The sequence below is a fragment of the Citrobacter sp. S-77 genome (genome assembly GCF_963864895.1).
Taxonomy (GTDB): Bacteria; Pseudomonadota; Gammaproteobacteria; order Enterobacterales; family Enterobacteriaceae; genus Citrobacter; species Citrobacter murliniae.
In genome coordinates, this window is the sequence record NZ_CAWLWU010000002.1 from 2,376,609 (window position 1) to 2,393,856 (window position 17,248).

General features: G+C 49.5%; 17 protein-coding genes. 3 read left to right on the plus strand and 14 right to left on the minus strand.

Going from position 1 to position 17,248, the window contains the following annotated elements:
* On the minus strand, positions 1–174 hold the full coding sequence (locus tag AACS05_RS11780) for a GhoT/OrtT family toxin (protein ID WP_136345510.1): 174 nt from the start codon (positions 172–174) through the stop codon (positions 1–3).
* Between the two features lie 192 nt (positions 175–366).
* Between AACS05_RS11780 and yncL the strand changes: the two genes are divergently transcribed.
* The gene (yncL, locus tag AACS05_RS11785; protein WP_071828932.1) at positions 367–462 is read left to right on the plus strand and encodes a stress response membrane protein YncL; all 96 of its coding nucleotides are present in this window, start codon (positions 367–369) and stop codon (positions 460–462) included.
* A gap of 367 nt (positions 463–829) precedes the next feature.
* Here the strand turns inward: yncL and patD are convergent, their stop codons facing one another.
* From patD to AACS05_RS11845, 12 genes are all read right to left on the minus strand, one after another.
* The gene (gene patD, locus AACS05_RS11790; RefSeq protein WP_045443106.1) at positions 830–2,257 is read right to left on the minus strand and encodes an aminobutyraldehyde dehydrogenase; all 1,428 of its coding nucleotides are present in this window, start codon (positions 2,255–2,257) and stop codon (positions 830–832) included.
* Positions 2,258–2,278: 21 nt separating this feature from the next.
* A complete protein-coding gene (locus AACS05_RS11795; RefSeq protein ID WP_045443109.1) occupies positions 2,279–3,085 on the minus strand; it encodes an ABC transporter permease in 807 nt (268 codons plus the stop codon).
* Complete coding sequence (locus AACS05_RS11800) at positions 3,075–4,019, minus strand: ABC transporter permease (RefSeq protein WP_045443113.1); 945 nt, start codon at positions 4,017–4,019, stop codon at positions 3,075–3,077. Before AACS05_RS11800 ends, AACS05_RS11795 begins: the two co-directional genes overlap by 11 nt.
* Complete coding sequence (locus tag AACS05_RS11805; RefSeq protein ID WP_045443116.1) at positions 4,020–5,036, minus strand: ABC transporter ATP-binding protein; 1,017 nt, start codon at positions 5,034–5,036, stop codon at positions 4,020–4,022.
* Between the two features lie 16 nt (positions 5,037–5,052).
* On the minus strand, positions 5,053–6,198 hold the full coding sequence (gene ydcS, locus AACS05_RS11810; RefSeq protein WP_045443119.1) for a putative ABC transporter substrate-binding protein YdcS: 1,146 nt from the start codon (positions 6,196–6,198) through the stop codon (positions 5,053–5,055).
* A gap of 328 nt (positions 6,199–6,526) precedes the next feature.
* Positions 6,527–7,936: an aminotransferase-like domain-containing protein gene (locus AACS05_RS11815; RefSeq protein ID WP_045443122.1), complete on the minus strand. Its 1,410-nt coding sequence runs from the start codon at positions 7,934–7,936 to the stop codon at positions 6,527–6,529.
* A 336-nt stretch (positions 7,937–8,272) separates the two neighbouring features.
* A complete protein-coding gene (locus AACS05_RS11820) occupies positions 8,273–8,836 on the minus strand; it encodes a DUF4376 domain-containing protein (RefSeq protein WP_045443126.1) in 564 nt (187 codons plus the stop codon).
* Positions 8,837–8,845: 9 nt separating this feature from the next.
* Positions 8,846–11,470, minus strand: a complete 2,625-nt coding sequence (locus tag AACS05_RS11825) for a prophage tail fiber N-terminal domain-containing protein (protein WP_045443129.1) — start codon at positions 11,468–11,470, stop codon at positions 8,846–8,848.
* 22 nt (positions 11,471–11,492) lie between these two features.
* On the minus strand, positions 11,493–12,038 hold the full coding sequence (locus tag AACS05_RS11830; protein ID WP_045443132.1) for a tail fiber assembly protein: 546 nt from the start codon (positions 12,036–12,038) through the stop codon (positions 11,493–11,495).
* Between the two features lie 2 nt (positions 12,039–12,040).
* Positions 12,041–13,537 (minus strand): phage tail fiber protein, encoded by a 1,497-nt coding sequence (locus AACS05_RS11835; RefSeq protein WP_045443135.1) that lies wholly within the window; start codon positions 13,535–13,537, stop codon positions 12,041–12,043.
* Positions 13,534–14,160, minus strand: a complete 627-nt coding sequence (locus AACS05_RS11840) for a hypothetical protein (RefSeq protein WP_045443138.1) — start codon at positions 14,158–14,160, stop codon at positions 13,534–13,536. Before AACS05_RS11840 ends, AACS05_RS11835 begins: the two co-directional genes overlap by 4 nt.
* Positions 14,144–15,370, minus strand: coding sequence for a baseplate J/gp47 family protein (locus AACS05_RS11845; protein WP_071828933.1), 1,227 nt, complete (start codon positions 15,368–15,370; stop codon positions 14,144–14,146). Before AACS05_RS11845 ends, AACS05_RS11840 begins: the two co-directional genes overlap by 17 nt.
* A 26-nt stretch (positions 15,371–15,396) precedes the next feature.
* Between AACS05_RS11845 and AACS05_RS11850 the strand changes: the two genes are divergently transcribed.
* Positions 15,397–15,999: a hypothetical protein gene (locus AACS05_RS11850; protein WP_045443141.1), complete on the plus strand. Its 603-nt coding sequence runs from the start codon at positions 15,397–15,399 to the stop codon at positions 15,997–15,999.
* 273 nt (positions 16,000–16,272) lie between these two features.
* Positions 16,273–16,839 carry an antA/AntB antirepressor family protein gene (locus tag AACS05_RS11855; RefSeq protein ID WP_045443144.1) on the plus strand — a complete coding sequence of 189 codons (567 nt, stop codon included), beginning with the start codon at positions 16,273–16,275 and terminating at the stop codon, positions 16,837–16,839.
* On the opposite strand, the gene AACS05_RS11860 is transcribed toward AACS05_RS11855, so the two are convergent.
* A complete protein-coding gene (locus AACS05_RS11860; protein WP_045443147.1) occupies positions 16,815–17,162 on the minus strand; it encodes a hypothetical protein in 348 nt (115 codons plus the stop codon). The two genes, AACS05_RS11855 and AACS05_RS11860, sit on opposite strands and share 25 nt — an antisense overlap.
* Positions 17,163–17,248: the final 86 nt, after the last annotated feature.

Genomic DNA, 17,248 nt, shown 5'->3' on the forward strand with positions numbered 1-17,248 from the left:
TCAAAAAAGAGAAAACAGGAGTGCGACGGGAAAACTCATCGGCCATGTCGCCCCAACTAACACCGCACTCAGAAAGCGAATACGCTTTTTATCGCGGGATAGAAACCAGGTGATGATAGCCGCGACTGCGGCCATCACCGCATAAAAAACCAGCATTTTTTGGTACAAAGACATTTGGGGCATCCAGGCCAGAGGGGAAAATCGCGCGCAATATGCTCTTTTTCATGACTCACATCAAGTTTTATTCATTTTTTTCAGAGAAACGCCTGAAAAACACCCTGTTACCACAATGTTCAGAATGGGTACTATTGCGGTTCGTCTTAACCCGTACTATACCCATAGGGGTTAAATCGAAAGGTGGCAAAAATGAATGTTTCCAGTAAAACTGTTGTGCTGATAAATATATTTGCTGCTGTAGGACTTTTCAGCCTGATATCCGTAAGGTTCGGCTGGTTTGCGTGATGTGATTCGTGTTGATTAATTGCAGCGCCTGCTGGCAGAGAGATGGCGTTCTCTCTGCCTTTAGTATGTGATCTTCCCACTCCACCGCCATCCGGTAAATTATCCTTAATGCGTAATATCCCTAATCCTTCTGCGGCATTAAATAATAAAACCTGGCAATGTGTGTATGCTGTTCAGTAATGCATTTATGGGTGGAATTCGTGGTTCGGGAACAAGGTCCCGTTTAATGCGAAATTAGTCTGACCTCGCGGATAATTCCAACTTACCGCCGTCCAATGGCGACGAGGCCAGTGGCGCGCATAGTATAGAGACACGTTTGCCAATATTTAGCTATCCGTGCCTCTTTCACTGTTCGCGACTGAAGATTTTACTCGTGTTTGATCATCACATGCCGAACAACCGTGTAATCCTCCAGCCCGTAAACCGACATATCTTTGCCATAACCTGACTGTTTTTGTCCGCCATGCGGCATTTCACTCACCAGCGTGAAGTGGGTATTGACCCAGGTACAGCCATACTGCAAACGAGCACTTACCCGATGTGCGCGACCAACGTCCCGCGTCCAGACAGACGACGCCAGCCCGTACTTCGAATCGTTTGCCCACGCCAGCACCTGTTCTTCTTCATCAAAGACGGTCACACTAACCACCGGGCCAAAGACTTCCCGTTGAACGATGGCATCTTCCTGCTTCGCCCCTGCCAGCAGCGTCGGAGCAAAATAATAGCCACCTCCCTCCACTTTTTTACCGCCAGTGATGACTTTGATGTGGCCAAGTGCTTTGGCCTCTTCTACTGCTTTTGCCACGCGCTCAAGGTGTGCTTTTGAACTTAATGGCCCCAGTTCTGTTGATTCATCATCCGGCGCCCCGGTTTTCAGGCTGGCGACAGCCGCGCCCAGTTTTTCAACCAGCGCATCATAAATCCCCTTTTGTGCATAGATGCGGCAAGCCGCAGTGCAATCCTGTCCGGCGTTGTAATAACCAAACGTTCGCACACCATTAACGACCGCATCCAGATCGGCATCATCAAAAATAATGACTGGCGCTTTTCCACCCAGTTCCATATGCGTGCGCTTAATCGTAGGCGCGGTATGTTGAATGATGTGCTCCCCGGTCACAATGGAGCCCGTCAACGAAACCATACGCACTTTTTCATGTCCGGTCAGCGGATCGCCCACCGTTGCGCCTCTGCCGAACAGGACGTTAATGACACCTGCCGGGAAGATATCTTTCGCGTATTCCGCCAGTTTCAGCGCCGTAAGTGGCGTAATTTCTGAAGGTTTGATTACCACGCAGTTACCTGCCGCCAGCGCCGGTGCCAGTTTCCATGCAGCCATCATCAGCGGATAGTTCCATGGGGCAATAGATGCCACCACCCCGAGCGGATCCCGGCGGATCATTGACGTATGCCCTTCCAGATACTCCCCGGCAGCCGACCCGTGCAAGGTACGAGCAGCCCCGGCAAAAAAGCGGAAAACATCCACGATGGCTGGAATTTCATCATTGAGCACACAGTGCAACGGCTTGCCGCAGTTGAGAGACTCCAGCTCAGCAAATGTTCGGGCATTGTTTGCGATGGTATCCGCCAGTTTAAGCAGGAGCTCCGATCGCACTTTCGGCGTGGTTTGTCCCCATGCCGTAAACGCATGGTCCGCAGCGCGAACGGCGGCATCAACCTGCGCAGCCGACGCCTCCGCAATTTCCAGGATAAGCTCTCCGGTCGCAGGGTTGTAAACTGGCTGCTTTTCACCTTCACCGCCGACCAGCTCACCGTTAATCAGTAATAAATGTTGCATAGCAATTTCCCATATTGTCGTTTATTTACCGTTTCCGGCGAGAGTTTCGCCTTCACGCGTTAGCCACCAGGCCCCTAAAATTGGCAGTGTTGTAACCAGCATGACCAGCAATGCCACAACGTTGGTGACAGGAACATCGCGTGGACGTCCCAATTGATTAAGCAGCCATAAAGGAAGCGTTCTTTCATGTCCGGCGGTGAACGTTGTCACGATGATTTCATCAAACGACAAAGCAAACGCCAGCATGCCACCCGCCAACAGTGCCGACGCTAAATTCGGCAATACGACATAGCGGAAGGTCTGCCAGCCGTTGGCACCCAGATCCATCGATGCTTCAACCAGACTCCATGAAGTGCGGCGAAAGCGCGCCACGACGTTGTTAAAAACCACCACCACACAAAACGTCGCATGTCCCACAACGATCGTCAGGAACCCCGGTTCCAGATTGATGGTTTTAAACGCACTCAGCAGCGCCAGGCCAGTAATAATGCCCGGCAATGCAATCGGCAAAAGCAACAACAGCGATATTGCGCTCTTGCCAAAAAAGTCCCTGCGCCACAGTGCAGCCGCTGCCAACGTTCCCAGGATCAGGGCAATGGCCGTCGACAGCGCAGCAATTTTAAGTGACAACGTCACTGATTCAAGGATGTCGCTGCGCTGCGCCGCAACGCTAAACCAACGAAGCGTTAACCCCTGGGGTGGAAAACTAAAAGCAGCCTCCTCGGTATTAAAAGCATAGGTGGCAATAATGAGGATGGGAAAGTGCAGAAAAATCACACCTCCCCATGCAGCCAGTTTGAGTAAAAAAGGTGCGCGTTCAGAGTGCATCGAAAGCTCCCAGACGCTTCACGAACGCCAGATACAGTGCAATTAAGACAATCGGCACCAGGGTGAATGCCGCCGCCATTGGCATATTGCCGATAGCCCCTTGTTGCGAATAGACCATGTTTCCGATGAAGTACCCCGGCGGTCCCACCAGTTGAGGAACAATAAAGTCCCCCAGCGTCAGCGAGAAGGTAAAGATCGAGCCGGCCGCAATACCCGGAATCGCCAGCGGAAGCACCACATAACGGAAGGTTTGGCGCGGACGAGCCCCCAGATCAGCCGAAGCCTGAAGTAACGATGGCGGTAACCGCTCCAGCGCAGCCTGTACCGGCAAAATCATAAACGGAAGCCAGATATAGACAAAAACCAGAAAGCGCCCTAATCCCGACGTCGACAGTGTGTTACCCCCGATAGCTGGCAACGTCAGAAAAGCCGTCAGCACTGGCTCCAGCCCAAGATGAGTTAAAAACCACTGCGCCACACCATCTTTTGCCAGCAGCAGCGTCCACGCATAGGCTTTGACGATATAACTAGCCCACATTGGCAGCATCACCGCGATGTAAAAAAAGGCCTTCATCTTGCCGCTGGTGTAACGCGCCATATACCACGCCATCGGAAACGCCAGAATAGCGCTGGCAATAGTGACAGCTACTGCCATCGTCAGCGTTCGCAAAATGATGTCGTAATTTGCCGGATTAAACAGCGCCTGTAGATTGGCCAGCGTCAAATCTGGCGTAACTGACATGGTAAAATCGTCGAAGGTATAAAAACCCTGCCACAATAGCGTCAGTAATGAGCCAAAGTAGACGATTCCGAACCACATCAACGGTCCGAGCAGCAGCAAAAACAACCCAAAGCCCGGATTACGCCAGAAAAAACCCGTTATCCTGCTCAGGTTTGTCGACTGCACAGGTGAATGTAAGACATTCATAGCCATTCACCTCTCCTCAACCAGCGGTACCATCACGTCACGCGACCACGATGCCATCACCTGTTGGCCCGGTGACAGCGTTGCTGGCAGCGTTTCCCCTGTCAGGTTTGCCTGACTGACCAGTAATTTTTCACCGCCAGCGAGTTTTAGCTCAAACCGTGTCGCTGCCCCCTGATACTGCACCGCCTGGATAATCCCCCGAGCCTGAACCTCGCCGCCGGAATCATTTAACCGAATGTGTTCCGGGCGCAGTGAATACATGCCCTGCAGCCCACAAACATTCGCCGACATCGCCGCATCGAAGACATTTGATGTCCCCACGAAACTCGCCACAAAAGGTGTGCGTGGGCGCATATAGAGTTCACGCGGCGAATCCACCTGCTCAATACGACCGTTATTAAACACCGCTACACGATCGGACATCGACAGCGCTTCTCCCTGATCGTGCGTGACAAAAATGAAGGTAATACCAAGAGACTGCTGTAGTTTTTTTAGTTCCAGTTGCATCTGTTCACGCAACTTGAGATCCAGCGCGCCGAGCGGCTCATCCAGTAGCAGAACGCGCGGTTCATTAACCAGCGCACGGGCGATGGCCACACGCTGACGCTGCCCACCGGAAAGCTGTGACGGTTTACGTTCATAAACGAAGCCGAGCGCCACCTTTTCCAGCGCCTCACGGGCCTGAGCGTGGCGCTGTTTTTTATCAATACCTTTGACCATTAGCCCGTAGGCCACGTTGTCGAGGATCGACATGTGCGGGAACAACGCATAGTCCTGGAAAACGGTATTGACATCCCGTTCCCAGGGCGGCAAATCGCTGGCCTGTTTACCAAAAATTTTAATTGCGCCGCCAGAGAGCTGTTCGAAGCCAGCTATCAGACGCAGACAGGTGGTTTTGCCGGAGCCGGATGGCCCCAGCATAGAAAAAAATTCACCATCATTAATCGCAATACTGACCCCATCGACTGCACGAACATCCCCGTAAAGTCGTGAGACATTGTCAAATTCCACTGCGTACGTCATAAAACCCCCAGCGGAATTAGCGACCGCCCATAATGGCTATGTAATCCTGCGTCCAGCGACTGTACGGAACAAATTTCCCACCTTCTGCGATGGGCGTTTTCCAGAAAGCGATTTTGTCGAAAAAGCTATACCCATTGGTTTCACAGCCTTTTTCACCCAGAAGTGGGCTGGCTTTACAGCCTTCCGGCACAACAGGCAGAGAACCAAACCAGGCGGCAACATCGCCCTGTACTTTCGGCGTTAATGACCAGTTCATCCATTTGTACGCACAAACCGGGTGTTTCGCTTCGCTGTGCAGCATAGTGGTGTCAGCCCAGCCGGTAACGCCCTCTTTTGGAAATACGGTCGCGATCGGCTGGCCTTCACCTTTCAGGGCGTTAGCCTGATACGGCCAGGCGCTGGAAGCCACGACACCTTCGTTTTTGAAATCACTCATTTGCACGGTGGTGTCATGCCAGTAGCGGTGGATCAATGCATGCTGATCGCTCAGAACCTTAATGACCGCCTGATACTGTTTTTCAGTGAGTTGATACGGGTCGCTGATGCCCAGTTGTGGCTGAGTGGCTTTAACGAACAGCGCGGCATCTGCAATATAAATTGGACCGTCGTAAGCCTGTACGCGCCCTTTATTGCTTTTCCCGTCAGGAAGGTTTTGTTCCACAAACACCACGTTCCAGCTATCCGGCGGTGTCGGGAAGGTTTTGGTGTTGTACATCAGCAGGTTTGGCCCCCACTGATATGGCGTGCCATAGACTTTCCCACCAACGTTAAACCACTCACCTTTTACAACGCGCGGATCGATAGTTTTCCAGTTAGGGATAAGCGCTGTGTTAATAGGTTGAACGCGTTTCCCCATAATCAAACGCAGTGAAGCATCACCTGAAGCCGTTACCAGGTCATAACCGCCTTTTGCCATCAGGCTGACCATTTCGTCTGAGGTGGCCGCTGTTTTCACATTGACCGCACAACCGGTGTCCTTCTCAAACTGTGAGACCCAGTCATATTGTTTATCGGTTTGTCCACGTTCGATATAACCCGGCCAGGCAATAATATCCAGGCGGCCTTCCGGTTTATCTAATGATGTGGGGGGTTCGGCTGCATGGGCTGTCATCAGCGTCATACTGAGGGCACACAGACTACTGAGGGCAAATTGCTTGCTCATAACATCTTACTCCTGTCGAAAAATATTGAGCGGCAGCCTTGCCGTAAATATATGTCCTTTCCTAAAAATAGTCGGGGTGTCGTAAGCGTTCCTGCTGGCGCAAGGAAATTTAATCAGGTTGTGAGCTAACGCTCATTACGTCGTGGGCTCTGGCAGGATGACTAAATCTTCTGGAGTATAGACAAGGAGTTAGATGCGCAGGGGGTAATACCAACAACTATTGATATTTTGTATGGTGGCACTCGATATAAATAACTTTGTGGCCTGGCATTCGTTATTTCGAAAATAAGAACGCACTATTCTTTTATATTGAATAGCACGTTCGGTATTATTTCATCATCTCGCGAATTAATTTCCCGAGCAATTTCACTGCCTGCTCCTCGCGCTCTCCCCAGTTCCATGCGGTATTGAAGCGAAAGAAACGTGTCCAGGTCCCCGATGTTGAGAACATTTTACCTGGCGCAATACTAATATGGTGGGCCAGCGCCTGAGTACTGAGTTCCCCCGCATCGAGTGGCTCGGGCAGTTCCAGCCACAGAAAATAGCCGCTGTCGTTATGGTGAATTTTGACTTCCGCCGGAAGATGACGAAGCAGCGTTTGCCAGGCCTGCTGTTTGCGTTCTGCCAGTTGACGGCGTAACCGACGCAGATGCGCGTCATAACGCCGCGTGGACAGGTAATCCACCAGTGCAAGCTGCATTGGAGAACTGGTTGATAAGGTACTCATCAACTGGAGTCGCTGAATGCGGCGGGCATGTTTTCCTGCGGCAACCCAGCCAACACGAAATCCTGGCACCAGGCATTTCGAAAACGAAGAACAATGCAGCACTCTGTCGCCGTGATCCCAGGCCTTTGCGGGCAACGGTTTTTCACGGCCAAAGTAAAGCTCGCTATAAACGTCATCTTCAATCAGCATGACGTTATATTTTTCCAGCAATGCAATCAGACTGGCTTTTTTCTGTGCGCTGAGCGTAAAGCCAAGCGGGTTTTGACTGTTGGTCATCAACCAGCAGGCTTTTACCGGATACTCCTGTAATGCCAGTTCCAGTGCAACAAGGTCGATGCCTTCCTTTACATCAGTGGCCACAGAAAGCGCCTTCAGACGCAGTCGTTCCAGGGCCTGCAACGCACCGTAAAAACAGGGGTTTTCGACAATAACCCAATCACCCGGTTCAGTCACCGCCTGCAAACTCAGGTTGAGGGCTTCAAGCGCACCTGCGGTAATCACAATCTCATCGGGCGAAATAGTGATCCCCTGCTGAGCATAACGCCGTGCGATAGCGTGACGCAGTTCAGCATTACCTGGTGGCAGGTTTTCGATAACGCTCATGGCTGTGGCTGTTTTGCTTACCTGCGCCAGCGAACGGTTAAGCTGCTGCAAGGGAAATAAGCGGGGATCGGGGAATGCGGAAGCAAATGGCATAACAGATGCATCCCTACTGGCCTGCAACATATCAAAAATATAGGTATTGATATCCACGGCTTCATCACGCATGACCTGCACTTGCGGTATTGAAACCTCACGCTCGGGACGTGCAGCAACATAGTAACCCGACTGCGGTCGGGCAATGATCCGTCCCTGGCTTTCCAGTAGCTGGTAAGCGTGTCCGACGGTCATAAAACTCATTCCGCTGCTTACCACCTGCTCACGCAAGGATGGCAGGCGATCGCCTGGCTGCCATACGCCAGACGCAATTTGATCGCGAATTTGTTCCGCCAGCCGCTGATACTTTTTCATTTTTCGTCCTGATATCCGGTGTCGGTGATAACCACGATGTATATCAGTTTACATAATCAACTTATTTTTTATAACTGTTATGGTTAAAAAGAACAGTTCTGTTTCTGCCCCCCGCTGTTCCCCAGGCTTAGAATTGCGCTAAATCAATTTTGCCTGCGGAGTTAAGCATGTTCGGTCTTGACGCGTTTCACCTGGCGAGGATGAAGATAGCCAAAAATAAAATTACCATTTATATATCAAATGGTTATCATATCATTTGACTTGATTTGCAATGAAATATTCATTTTAAAAAGATCCATAAATTCAAGAAGATAAAAATCGTTTTGGGGAATGATTTTAACTAACCTTGAAGGTTCTTATATCTTCTAAGCTTTCCATTTTTCCAATCCTACTTTTCATTTCCCGTTGCCGCGAAAAAATATCATTGTTCCGATCCAACTGTGCCTGGGCCATTGCTGCCGCTAATTCTTCGGCCTGGGCCATTGTCAGGTGTACCGGTTCGTTACTGGCATCATTCCAGACAAACGCAGCGCGGGAGCTTTCCGGGCGTACTGCCATCGTTACAGGGGATAGCCTCGCCAGTGATTCAGGGCCAGCGTTCCATGTGTGGCCATTCCATTCGAACACAAACGGCTGCGCCTCCTGTTCTGTGCGCCACGCCTCGATTTCGCGACGCTTTGCTGCTCTTGCCGCTTCCAGCATTTCCGGTGTCACTATGAATGGGGCAATTTCGCCCCATTTGCCGCTTTGCAGTTCCTGCCAGATTTGCTGGCCTGTCGATGCGGTATCGTCTGCTGTCGCCGTATAAGGCAGCGCTTCGTCCATTTCCTCAAACAACACATCGCAATCAATCGCACCGCTTTCAAGATAACGGGCGTTTTTAATCTCCTGAATATTCATGCTTTCTCCTTACGCAATCCTGACGAACAAACCAATCATTGCCGAAGTGCTTCCGCCAGAGGTGAGCGGCGAACCAGACAGAGCAACGAACGTTCCCGCCATCGGGCACAAACTGAGTGGAGCTATAACCACTTGTGGTGTGGAAGCGTATGAACCCGTTGTACTGTGCGATGCTGTAATAGAGAGAACAGCCAAACGGGAGCCTGGTACGCCAGAACCACGCCAGATTTTTCGGGATGAATCACTGTCAGAGGTACCGCAGTACGCAGCAAATACCAGCCCCCCGATATCGGGGTAAGAGTATCCATTAGCTACTCCGCCGATAGAGCGTAGAGTGTCAGCAACACCCTTCTCGCCAAGCTTCATTTTTTCCCAGCCGATAAGATAACCATTACTGGTTGTCCAGTAGCGGTTATAATAAACATCTCCGTTAATGGTGTATAAAATAATGGCTTTCGCCATATGTTGCGGCTCCGGTGGATTGCGGTTCGCCTCCAGATACCGGATTCTAATCATCCCTGCATTGGTACCGGGTAATACGCCGTTATCTCCCGTTACAGAATACTCTCCCGGCGTAGCTTGTTTTACCCACGCCAGAAAGTCGCTTTCTGATTTAAACCGGATGGCTTCATTAGGGAGGAATATATGGCCAAAGCCGAATGCACCAGGTATGGCCAGCCGACCTTCTGTCCGGTCGTAAATATCACTCTGCGGTTCCATCGTGGCCGCGCTTTTCAGCTCCAGTACTGTGCGCATGTCCTCCGGCGTTTCCTGTGCCAGCAACGACCGCGCCTTTTCTGACAGGGGCGCAAGGGATACGTCTTCATCTGCATTAAAGTACGGGAGAGTGTCAGCACGTTGTGTCAGGTTGCTGAGTGCCGTTAACACAGCATTCAGGGGCTGTTTACCCGCCAGCGCGTTAGTGACAGTTGTCGCAAAGTTTGGGTCGTTACCGAGGGCGGCGGCCAGCTCGTTAAGCGTGTCCAGCGCTTCAGGAGATGAACCCACAAGGCCAGCCAGCAGTTTACGGACAAATGCCGCGTTTGCGATTTCCGTCCCCGTGGCATCATCAGGTGGCGTCGGTGTTTTCGGAATCCCGGTAAAGACCGGGCTGTCAAGTGGTGCTCTGGCCCTGATTAAATTTAAGAAATAATCCTCATTCGTTTTCAGATTCTCCCAGCCAATCAGGCAGCCATTACCCGATGTCCAGTAACGGTTGTAATAAACATGTCCGTTAACGCTGTACCAGGTTATCGCTTTTGCCATATATTGCGGTTCTGGTGGATTCCGGTTAGCCTCCAGATACCGGATTCTAATTATCCCGTTATTGGCTCCGGGTAACACGTAGTTGGCCGCCTCCACAAAATACTCTCCCGGCGTAGCTTGTTTTACCCACGCCAGAAAGTCGCTTTCTGATTTAAACCGGATGGCTTCATTAGGGAGGAATATATGACCAAAGCCGAATGCGCCAGGAATGGCCAGCCGACCTTCTGTCCGGTCGCGAATATCTGCCTGTGGCTCCATCGTGGCCGCGCTTTTCAGCCCCAGATAATCAAGCACCCCGGCTCTGGAGTCCTGGCCTATCAGCACACGTCCAACCGCCGTCAGGTTTGCCAGTGCCATCACATTTTTATCGCTGAAATAAGCCAGCTTATTCCCGGCAGTCATTAACCCTGATAAAGACGTCAGAATTTCACTGAGGGGTTGCTTCCCGGCCAGCGCATTCGTCATGGTTGTTGCAAAATGTGGGTCGTTATCTAACGCCGCCGCCAGTTCATTCAGTGTGTCCAGCGTTTCAGGTACAGAACCTACCAGCGCCGCTATCAACGCCCGGACAAAAGCGGCGTTCGCAATTTCCCTGCCCTTCGCATTTAAATCTGGCGTTGGTGCCATAGGCGTACCTGCAAACACCGGACTGTCTAGCGGCGCTCTGGTCTGTACCTTATCCATGATGGTTTTAACCGCTTTTGGTGTGGCCGCCAGTTCTTCGCTGTCGCTGTCCGTGGCACTGCTTAGTTGCACCAGACCTTTTTGTGTCGTCGTGGCATGGCTCGCGTTCAGACCTTCAACTATCTGTTGTGCGCTGTCACGGTATCCTCTGGCGTCCTGTGCGCTTTTCTCTGAGGCCTGTGCGTTCAGGGTTGTTTCTTCCCGGTCCTGCGCCGTCTGCTGTGCATCCTGCCGCACTTCCTCAGCCAGTGTTTCTGTGTCTTTTTTTAGCTGCTCCGCATCGGCGGCGTGCTTCCCGGCTTCCTGTGCGCTTTCTGCTGATGATTTTGCGCTCTGCTGCGCCTGCGCCACCATTTCCTCAAACCGGGCAACCACATCAGGCTTTAAATCCCCCTCATCGAGGGCAGTCAGGAAGTCATTCAGCGTGCCGGGCTTTGAGTCATAGTAAACAGAGATATCGCCGACACAATATTCATAATCATCACTAATCCACTGTTTGAGATACACGCAGTATTTTCCGACCTGCGCCTCAAACGAATATTCACCGTTATTTCCGGTCACTACATCAGCCACAGTGCGCATCACCACTTCTGATGTATTCACGCGGGATTTAAGAATAATATGGCATCCGGACATGGGGATGCCTGCGCCATTGAGTAGCGCACCAGATATTTGTACAGCCATATATTTCTCGTAGCGAATTAGTTCAGAAAGAAATTTCCGGGAATACAGGCCACTGGATGGCACTATATGAGGCTTTATCGGTTACAGTGCTGAAATCCATAGCCTGTAACGCCTTCGCGTATAGCCGATATTCCTTCATTTTTTCTTTATCCTGATCACTGATTAACCCCAGCAACAGGTCTTTTTCCCATTCAGACGTTTTGCTACTGACTTTGCTCAGTAAAATATTCCGCTCATCTTCTGCTTTAAGGGCATAATCAAACGTGAATTCATCATTCCTGTAAAACCAGTACCCCGAAATATCAATCCGACGATTGGCTGTAATATCAGCAATTTCAATAACACTCATACCTTTAGGATTAATCGCAGAAGCATCTTTCCCGACCCACACAACCCGTCCAGTTTTGATGTAAGCTACTTTAATCGTGTCTGGTGCGAATTTTTTATGTTCTTCGTACCAGTTTTTCCCATCCTCGGAATATAACCAGGCAATACCTTCTTTTTTAGTTAGCATGTATTGCTCTGCTGTTTTAGGATTCCCAATAGTGATATTTTTAAAATGCAACACGGTTAAACACTCCCTACATTGTACCAGGTCCCATTAATTAATTTCTGAATCGGACGTGCATAAGCAGCATCAGGGCTGTCCGGCATTGGCCAGCGAACTGTATCTCCATCAAGTATTGCAGTTAATACGTGTCCATCCGGAGCGGTTAATGATGCATACGAACCATTTGCTGATGGTCCAACCCAGACAACAGCCCCCAGACGAATATCCTGCACACCTGTTCGGTTCTGGATGTAGTTTGAGAGCCAGCCGCCCCAGACTGGCCCGTAGATATTACCGTCTGTAGCAATCTTGGCTGCCCCATTACCAGATAGAACTTCCCCTGTTGCATGGCAGTTTCCGTGAACAACAAGTGAGCGGACGCTTTCATTGTTACCGTTGATGAATCGGAAAACATGTGCTCCATTGGCAAAAACATCAAGAATGCCGTCGCCTTGCTGTTTAAATCCGGTATCGCTGTCTCCCAGTACAATAGAATTTACGCCAAGCGCATTATCTGTGTTTAGCGCAATACTGCCCTCTGCCCGTAACCCATGAATAGTCGCACCATTAGCCATCGTAACCTTGCCGGTAGCAAGATTGACCACAAACGGGCGCAGGTTATTAAATCCGCCATACGGATCTCCACTGTTGGTAAGCATCAGATACAAATCATTGCCGTTCTGATGCCAGAACACTCCATATTCGCCATATATAATCCTGTAGCTGTTCGCAGAAGTCGTCTGCATCTCTCCGGCGCTTTTTACCACCCCGCTTGCATTCAGATCTGGCAAGTTGAGAGCACCAGTCATAGTATCGCCTGATTTTTTTACATATCGCTGATCAAAATCTGAGTAAATATTGCCAGGGTTTATGACGCTGAAATACATTTTTTCGCTATCAAGCACACAAATTAAAGGAATACCCTTAATGATATCATTTGCTGTCAATTCAGATTTATTCCCCTTATAAAGTGGGAATGTGCCCAGAACCTTTCCACCGAGAATCAATTGCAGAGTCACGGCATTAGTGTTGTTTTGAACCGGAAAGACGATAATTGGCGTCCGAAGCGTCCAGTCAGTACTACCATTTACAAAAAACGTAGCTGGTAGTTCAAGCGTCAGTGCGTTTGCTGTGCCACCAGCCACACCTGCAATATAATGCCCGCTCTGGAGTTGAGCTATCTGCACAAAATGGTTTTCAGAGCCGCGCGTAGCAAAGTTCGCCACAACGTCATTCAGATACCAACCTTTGGGCGTGGTACCTTCCTGCCCCCTGACGACATTTAAAACATCACCGCTTACAGATACCAGATGACAGATTTCAAATGCCGACTCTTTATTATCAGTCAGCGTTATTTTTGCGTACACGCGTTGTGTGTTCGATTTGTTTTCAAAATCAGCGGACAGTAATTTTGCAAACTTAGCGCCTGTTCCCGGCATTACAGGGATTTCAGTCTGTCCTGTAGTAATATCGCCAGCAAGCGCAGAAACAACATTATTTCCAAACCCAATAATCATTTTCCAATCACCGTTGTTGCATAAGTATAAATGAAGGGAAGTTTTACGTATTTCTGGTCTATTGCATTTTTGAGAAAATACCCTACTCCATCACCATAATCAGGAATTTGTATTGAAAAAACATTATCTGCGACGGTAACACTTACATCAAACGTGTTTTGTAATGGAGGGTCAATTCCATTTGCCCCATGAATAAATCGCGCCACACGCCGCTTTAACCAGTCAATACAGAAATGAGAACCATCAGCCTTATAAAAATTCCATGTCAGTATTCGTTTAAAATAATCATCAGGAACATACGAGGCTGAACCGGGAACATAATTACGCATCGCTGCATAAGGAATAGCATTGTATTCGATGGTGTCATATGCCCCTCGCGCTATTGCTTCTTCTGACACCTGGAGCAACGGTCTCTCTACTCCGTATATTCCCAGCGCAATCCAGTCCAGTAATTGCCCCGTTATTGACTCCGAAGTCCAGCAAGGCAATGCCAGCTTATTCAACGAATCCAGATATTCCTGCGCAATTTCATTATAAGCATCGAAAAAAGCAACGATATTCGGATCATCTCTGTACTGTACGAAAGGGTAAGCAGGAAGGATTTTATCAGTCGGATATTGCATACTTCGTGACCTGCACCTGCGACGGTATTGTCGAAAAATACGCATACGTATCGCCGTAAACCAGACTTGTATCTTTGGCTGGCTGGACGATATGACCGTTAATGCCAATGCTCACGCTGATGGTCGAAATTAGTGTGGCATCAACCAACAGCTTCACCGAACTGGTGAAAATATCCTGAATCCTGAGCAGATTTATTGGATGCCCGACCGCTATAGAGTTGATGTAATCCGCAACGTTCTGTTGTACGGCCATCGCAATTCCTGCCGGATCAACGTAGTCGTTCGATACCGTATTCCAGGTGATTAGCACCATTACGTTTTGTGATGACGGGATGACGAACGGCACCTGATACACGTCCGGAGGAACCGTGATTGATACAGTGCGTTTTTCCACTGCCGCTCCTGATGGATTGCTTACATCATTGGTCAGCTTCGAAATATCCGGCACCGATTTATAAATGGCATACGCCACATCATAAGGATCACCGCCGCCGACGATTGCAACCCATTTCCCCAACGATGACTGCCGGAACGAAATCAGGTTTTCGCGCACACCGCTTACCGATTTAAGCATCGCTTTAAAGCAGTCTGGCGTTCCCTGCACGCCGAACATGCCGGATTCCATTACCTCTGCACGATATGAGGACCACGTCTGCTCACTTTTCCCCGGAAGACCCGGTGTGATGTTCGTACACGTCACAGGTTGGTCTTTCGGTACAGATGTGACGACCTGCGTCACCGTTCCCTCTGGTACCGCCCACGAACCCGGCATTGTGGCCACACAATAAACCGGTTCGGTCTGCCCGCTTTCTGGAATCACCGTATCGCGCACGACCGCGTACTGATAGTTACCATCGCCAACAATAAATCCCTTCGGAATACCGAATCCCGGCAGACTCGTAAACACCACATATACCGATGTGTTCGTGCTTAATCCCCTTTGGGGTCCATAGATATTGCCAAGTTGCAGCAGGAGCGGAATATTCGCACCGTAGGGACTTACTGAGTTAATAAGGTCTACCCGCGCCTGGTCTATTAAGGCCAGCGCCCCCACCGCTGTACTTGCAAGGTCAGTAATAAGGCCAGCCGGAAGGTTGGCTGTATATCCAGGTACCTTCTCTGCAACTCTGGTGATAAGATTCGCGAGCAGTTCATTGGGTGGCGTAGGCTGCGCACCCGCACTGGTCATAGTAATTGGTATTTCTGACATAGTTAACCTATAAAGGAGAAATGTTGATGGATAACATTCAAAAAGAAAATATCAGACAAGAGAAACCAGATAATATATTTATAATCATAGGCATTATCATTATTAACGCATACTTGCTATTTTTTCGTTTCATTCCAGAAGAATACAGCGGCGCATGTCTGTTTATTTTTGTTCTCTCCATTATTTTCATTGTTTATTTAGATAATAACATGCTCATCAAGTCGGGTTTCTCACCAACCATATCAAAAGCATGGGTTATACTATTTGGAGCGTTCTTTTTTTTCTTGTGGGTTTTTAAACGTTCTGCGTGGATCGGTGACAAGGCTAGGTTGTTTTTTTGGATATTATTAATTTCAATATCTGCATCTTTTTATTACGCATACAATTCTGAAAGTACCAAGGCCATTGCTGAGACGGCATGTAATCTCACAACTCAAATCATGAACGAACAATATAAACGCCCAGAGGTGAAGTGCTTAAGAGTTGTCGAAATTAACGAAATTGACGCCAACTTTTATAAAGCAAGAGCAATTTTTAACGACGGAACAACTCAAAACATTACAATGGATGTCAGAAACGAGAATGGGAACAAGATGGTGTACGTAAGCCTTAACCCCTTAGGTAATTGATTTAACAATTCATTATCTTTACAACCGCGCCCAATTGAGTATGATTGGGCGTATGAGGCGTCGAAACCTCTTTCACGCGGTCCGGACCAACCCCGAAAGTGTTGGATTTTTTATGCCTGTCATTCTGTGATGGCGCTACGTGCTGTCACATCCCCGAACAATGTCGGGAGGGCGACGAATACAACACCCGCAAGGGGAATAAGTCCGCGGTTTCGTGAAGCCGTTTCGAACCTCCTGACACCAAAAATTTCGAAAAAATTTCACGAGGTTTCTATGACTATCCAATTAATTCCCGTTTTCAACGGAACCATCTCAAACGAAACCACCCTTCTCTGCAATGCTCGCGATCTGCATGCCTTTCTCGAAGCACGCAAAGATTTCTCTACATGGATTCGACTCCGCATCGCTGAGTATGGCTTCACCGAAAACCAAGATTTTATTTTGCTCCCCAAAATGGGGGAGCAAAGAAAAGGCAGAGGAGGACACAACCGCAAGGACTACCACCTCACCCTAGACACTGCCAAAGAGCTGGCGATGGTCGAACGCAACGAGAAAGGCCGGCAGATCCGCCGATACTTCATCGAGTGTGAGAAGAAGCTGCGCGAAGATACCGCCAAAACACAAAACGCCCTGAATGTTGACATCATCATGCGCGTCAGAAACGGTTCTGTTACCCACATCGAGCATCATAAATCAGGCTCCGTTATCACCACTGAATGGGCGATTCACTTACTCCGCAAAAGTGGATGGGTTGTCATGCCACGCGATGAACTTCTCAACATGCCGCTGGCCCAACTGATGCCAGAAAATTTGACTCACACCGGAACCTGCGTCCGGTAACTGGTTCCGTTAAAAAACACGACATCGATGTTGTAGGTGGGGTTTGATGCCCCATCTACTTTAGTGATGGCCAGCGATGCAAAATACCCGGCAAACTGCTGCTGAACCATGTTCACGTAGTAGTCCGGGTAAATCTGCTGCACGATGCACTGCTGCGCGGGAATGCCATAATTCGCGTAAAACGGCGACTCCCCTAGCCCCAGCTTTAACGTCTGAATCAGCGTCGTCAGCCAGCCATATGAGAAATCGCCGCTGGCGTCTGACTCTACCGCCACCCATTTTTTATTGCCGTTCGCGTCGGTGACGCGTCCCCATGTTCTCATCGTGCCCCCATCACTTTCACTAACTCTGTCAGCACTGGTGAAAGGGCAAATGCTAAAGCTACGAGTGCAGCGGTGTAATACATGCG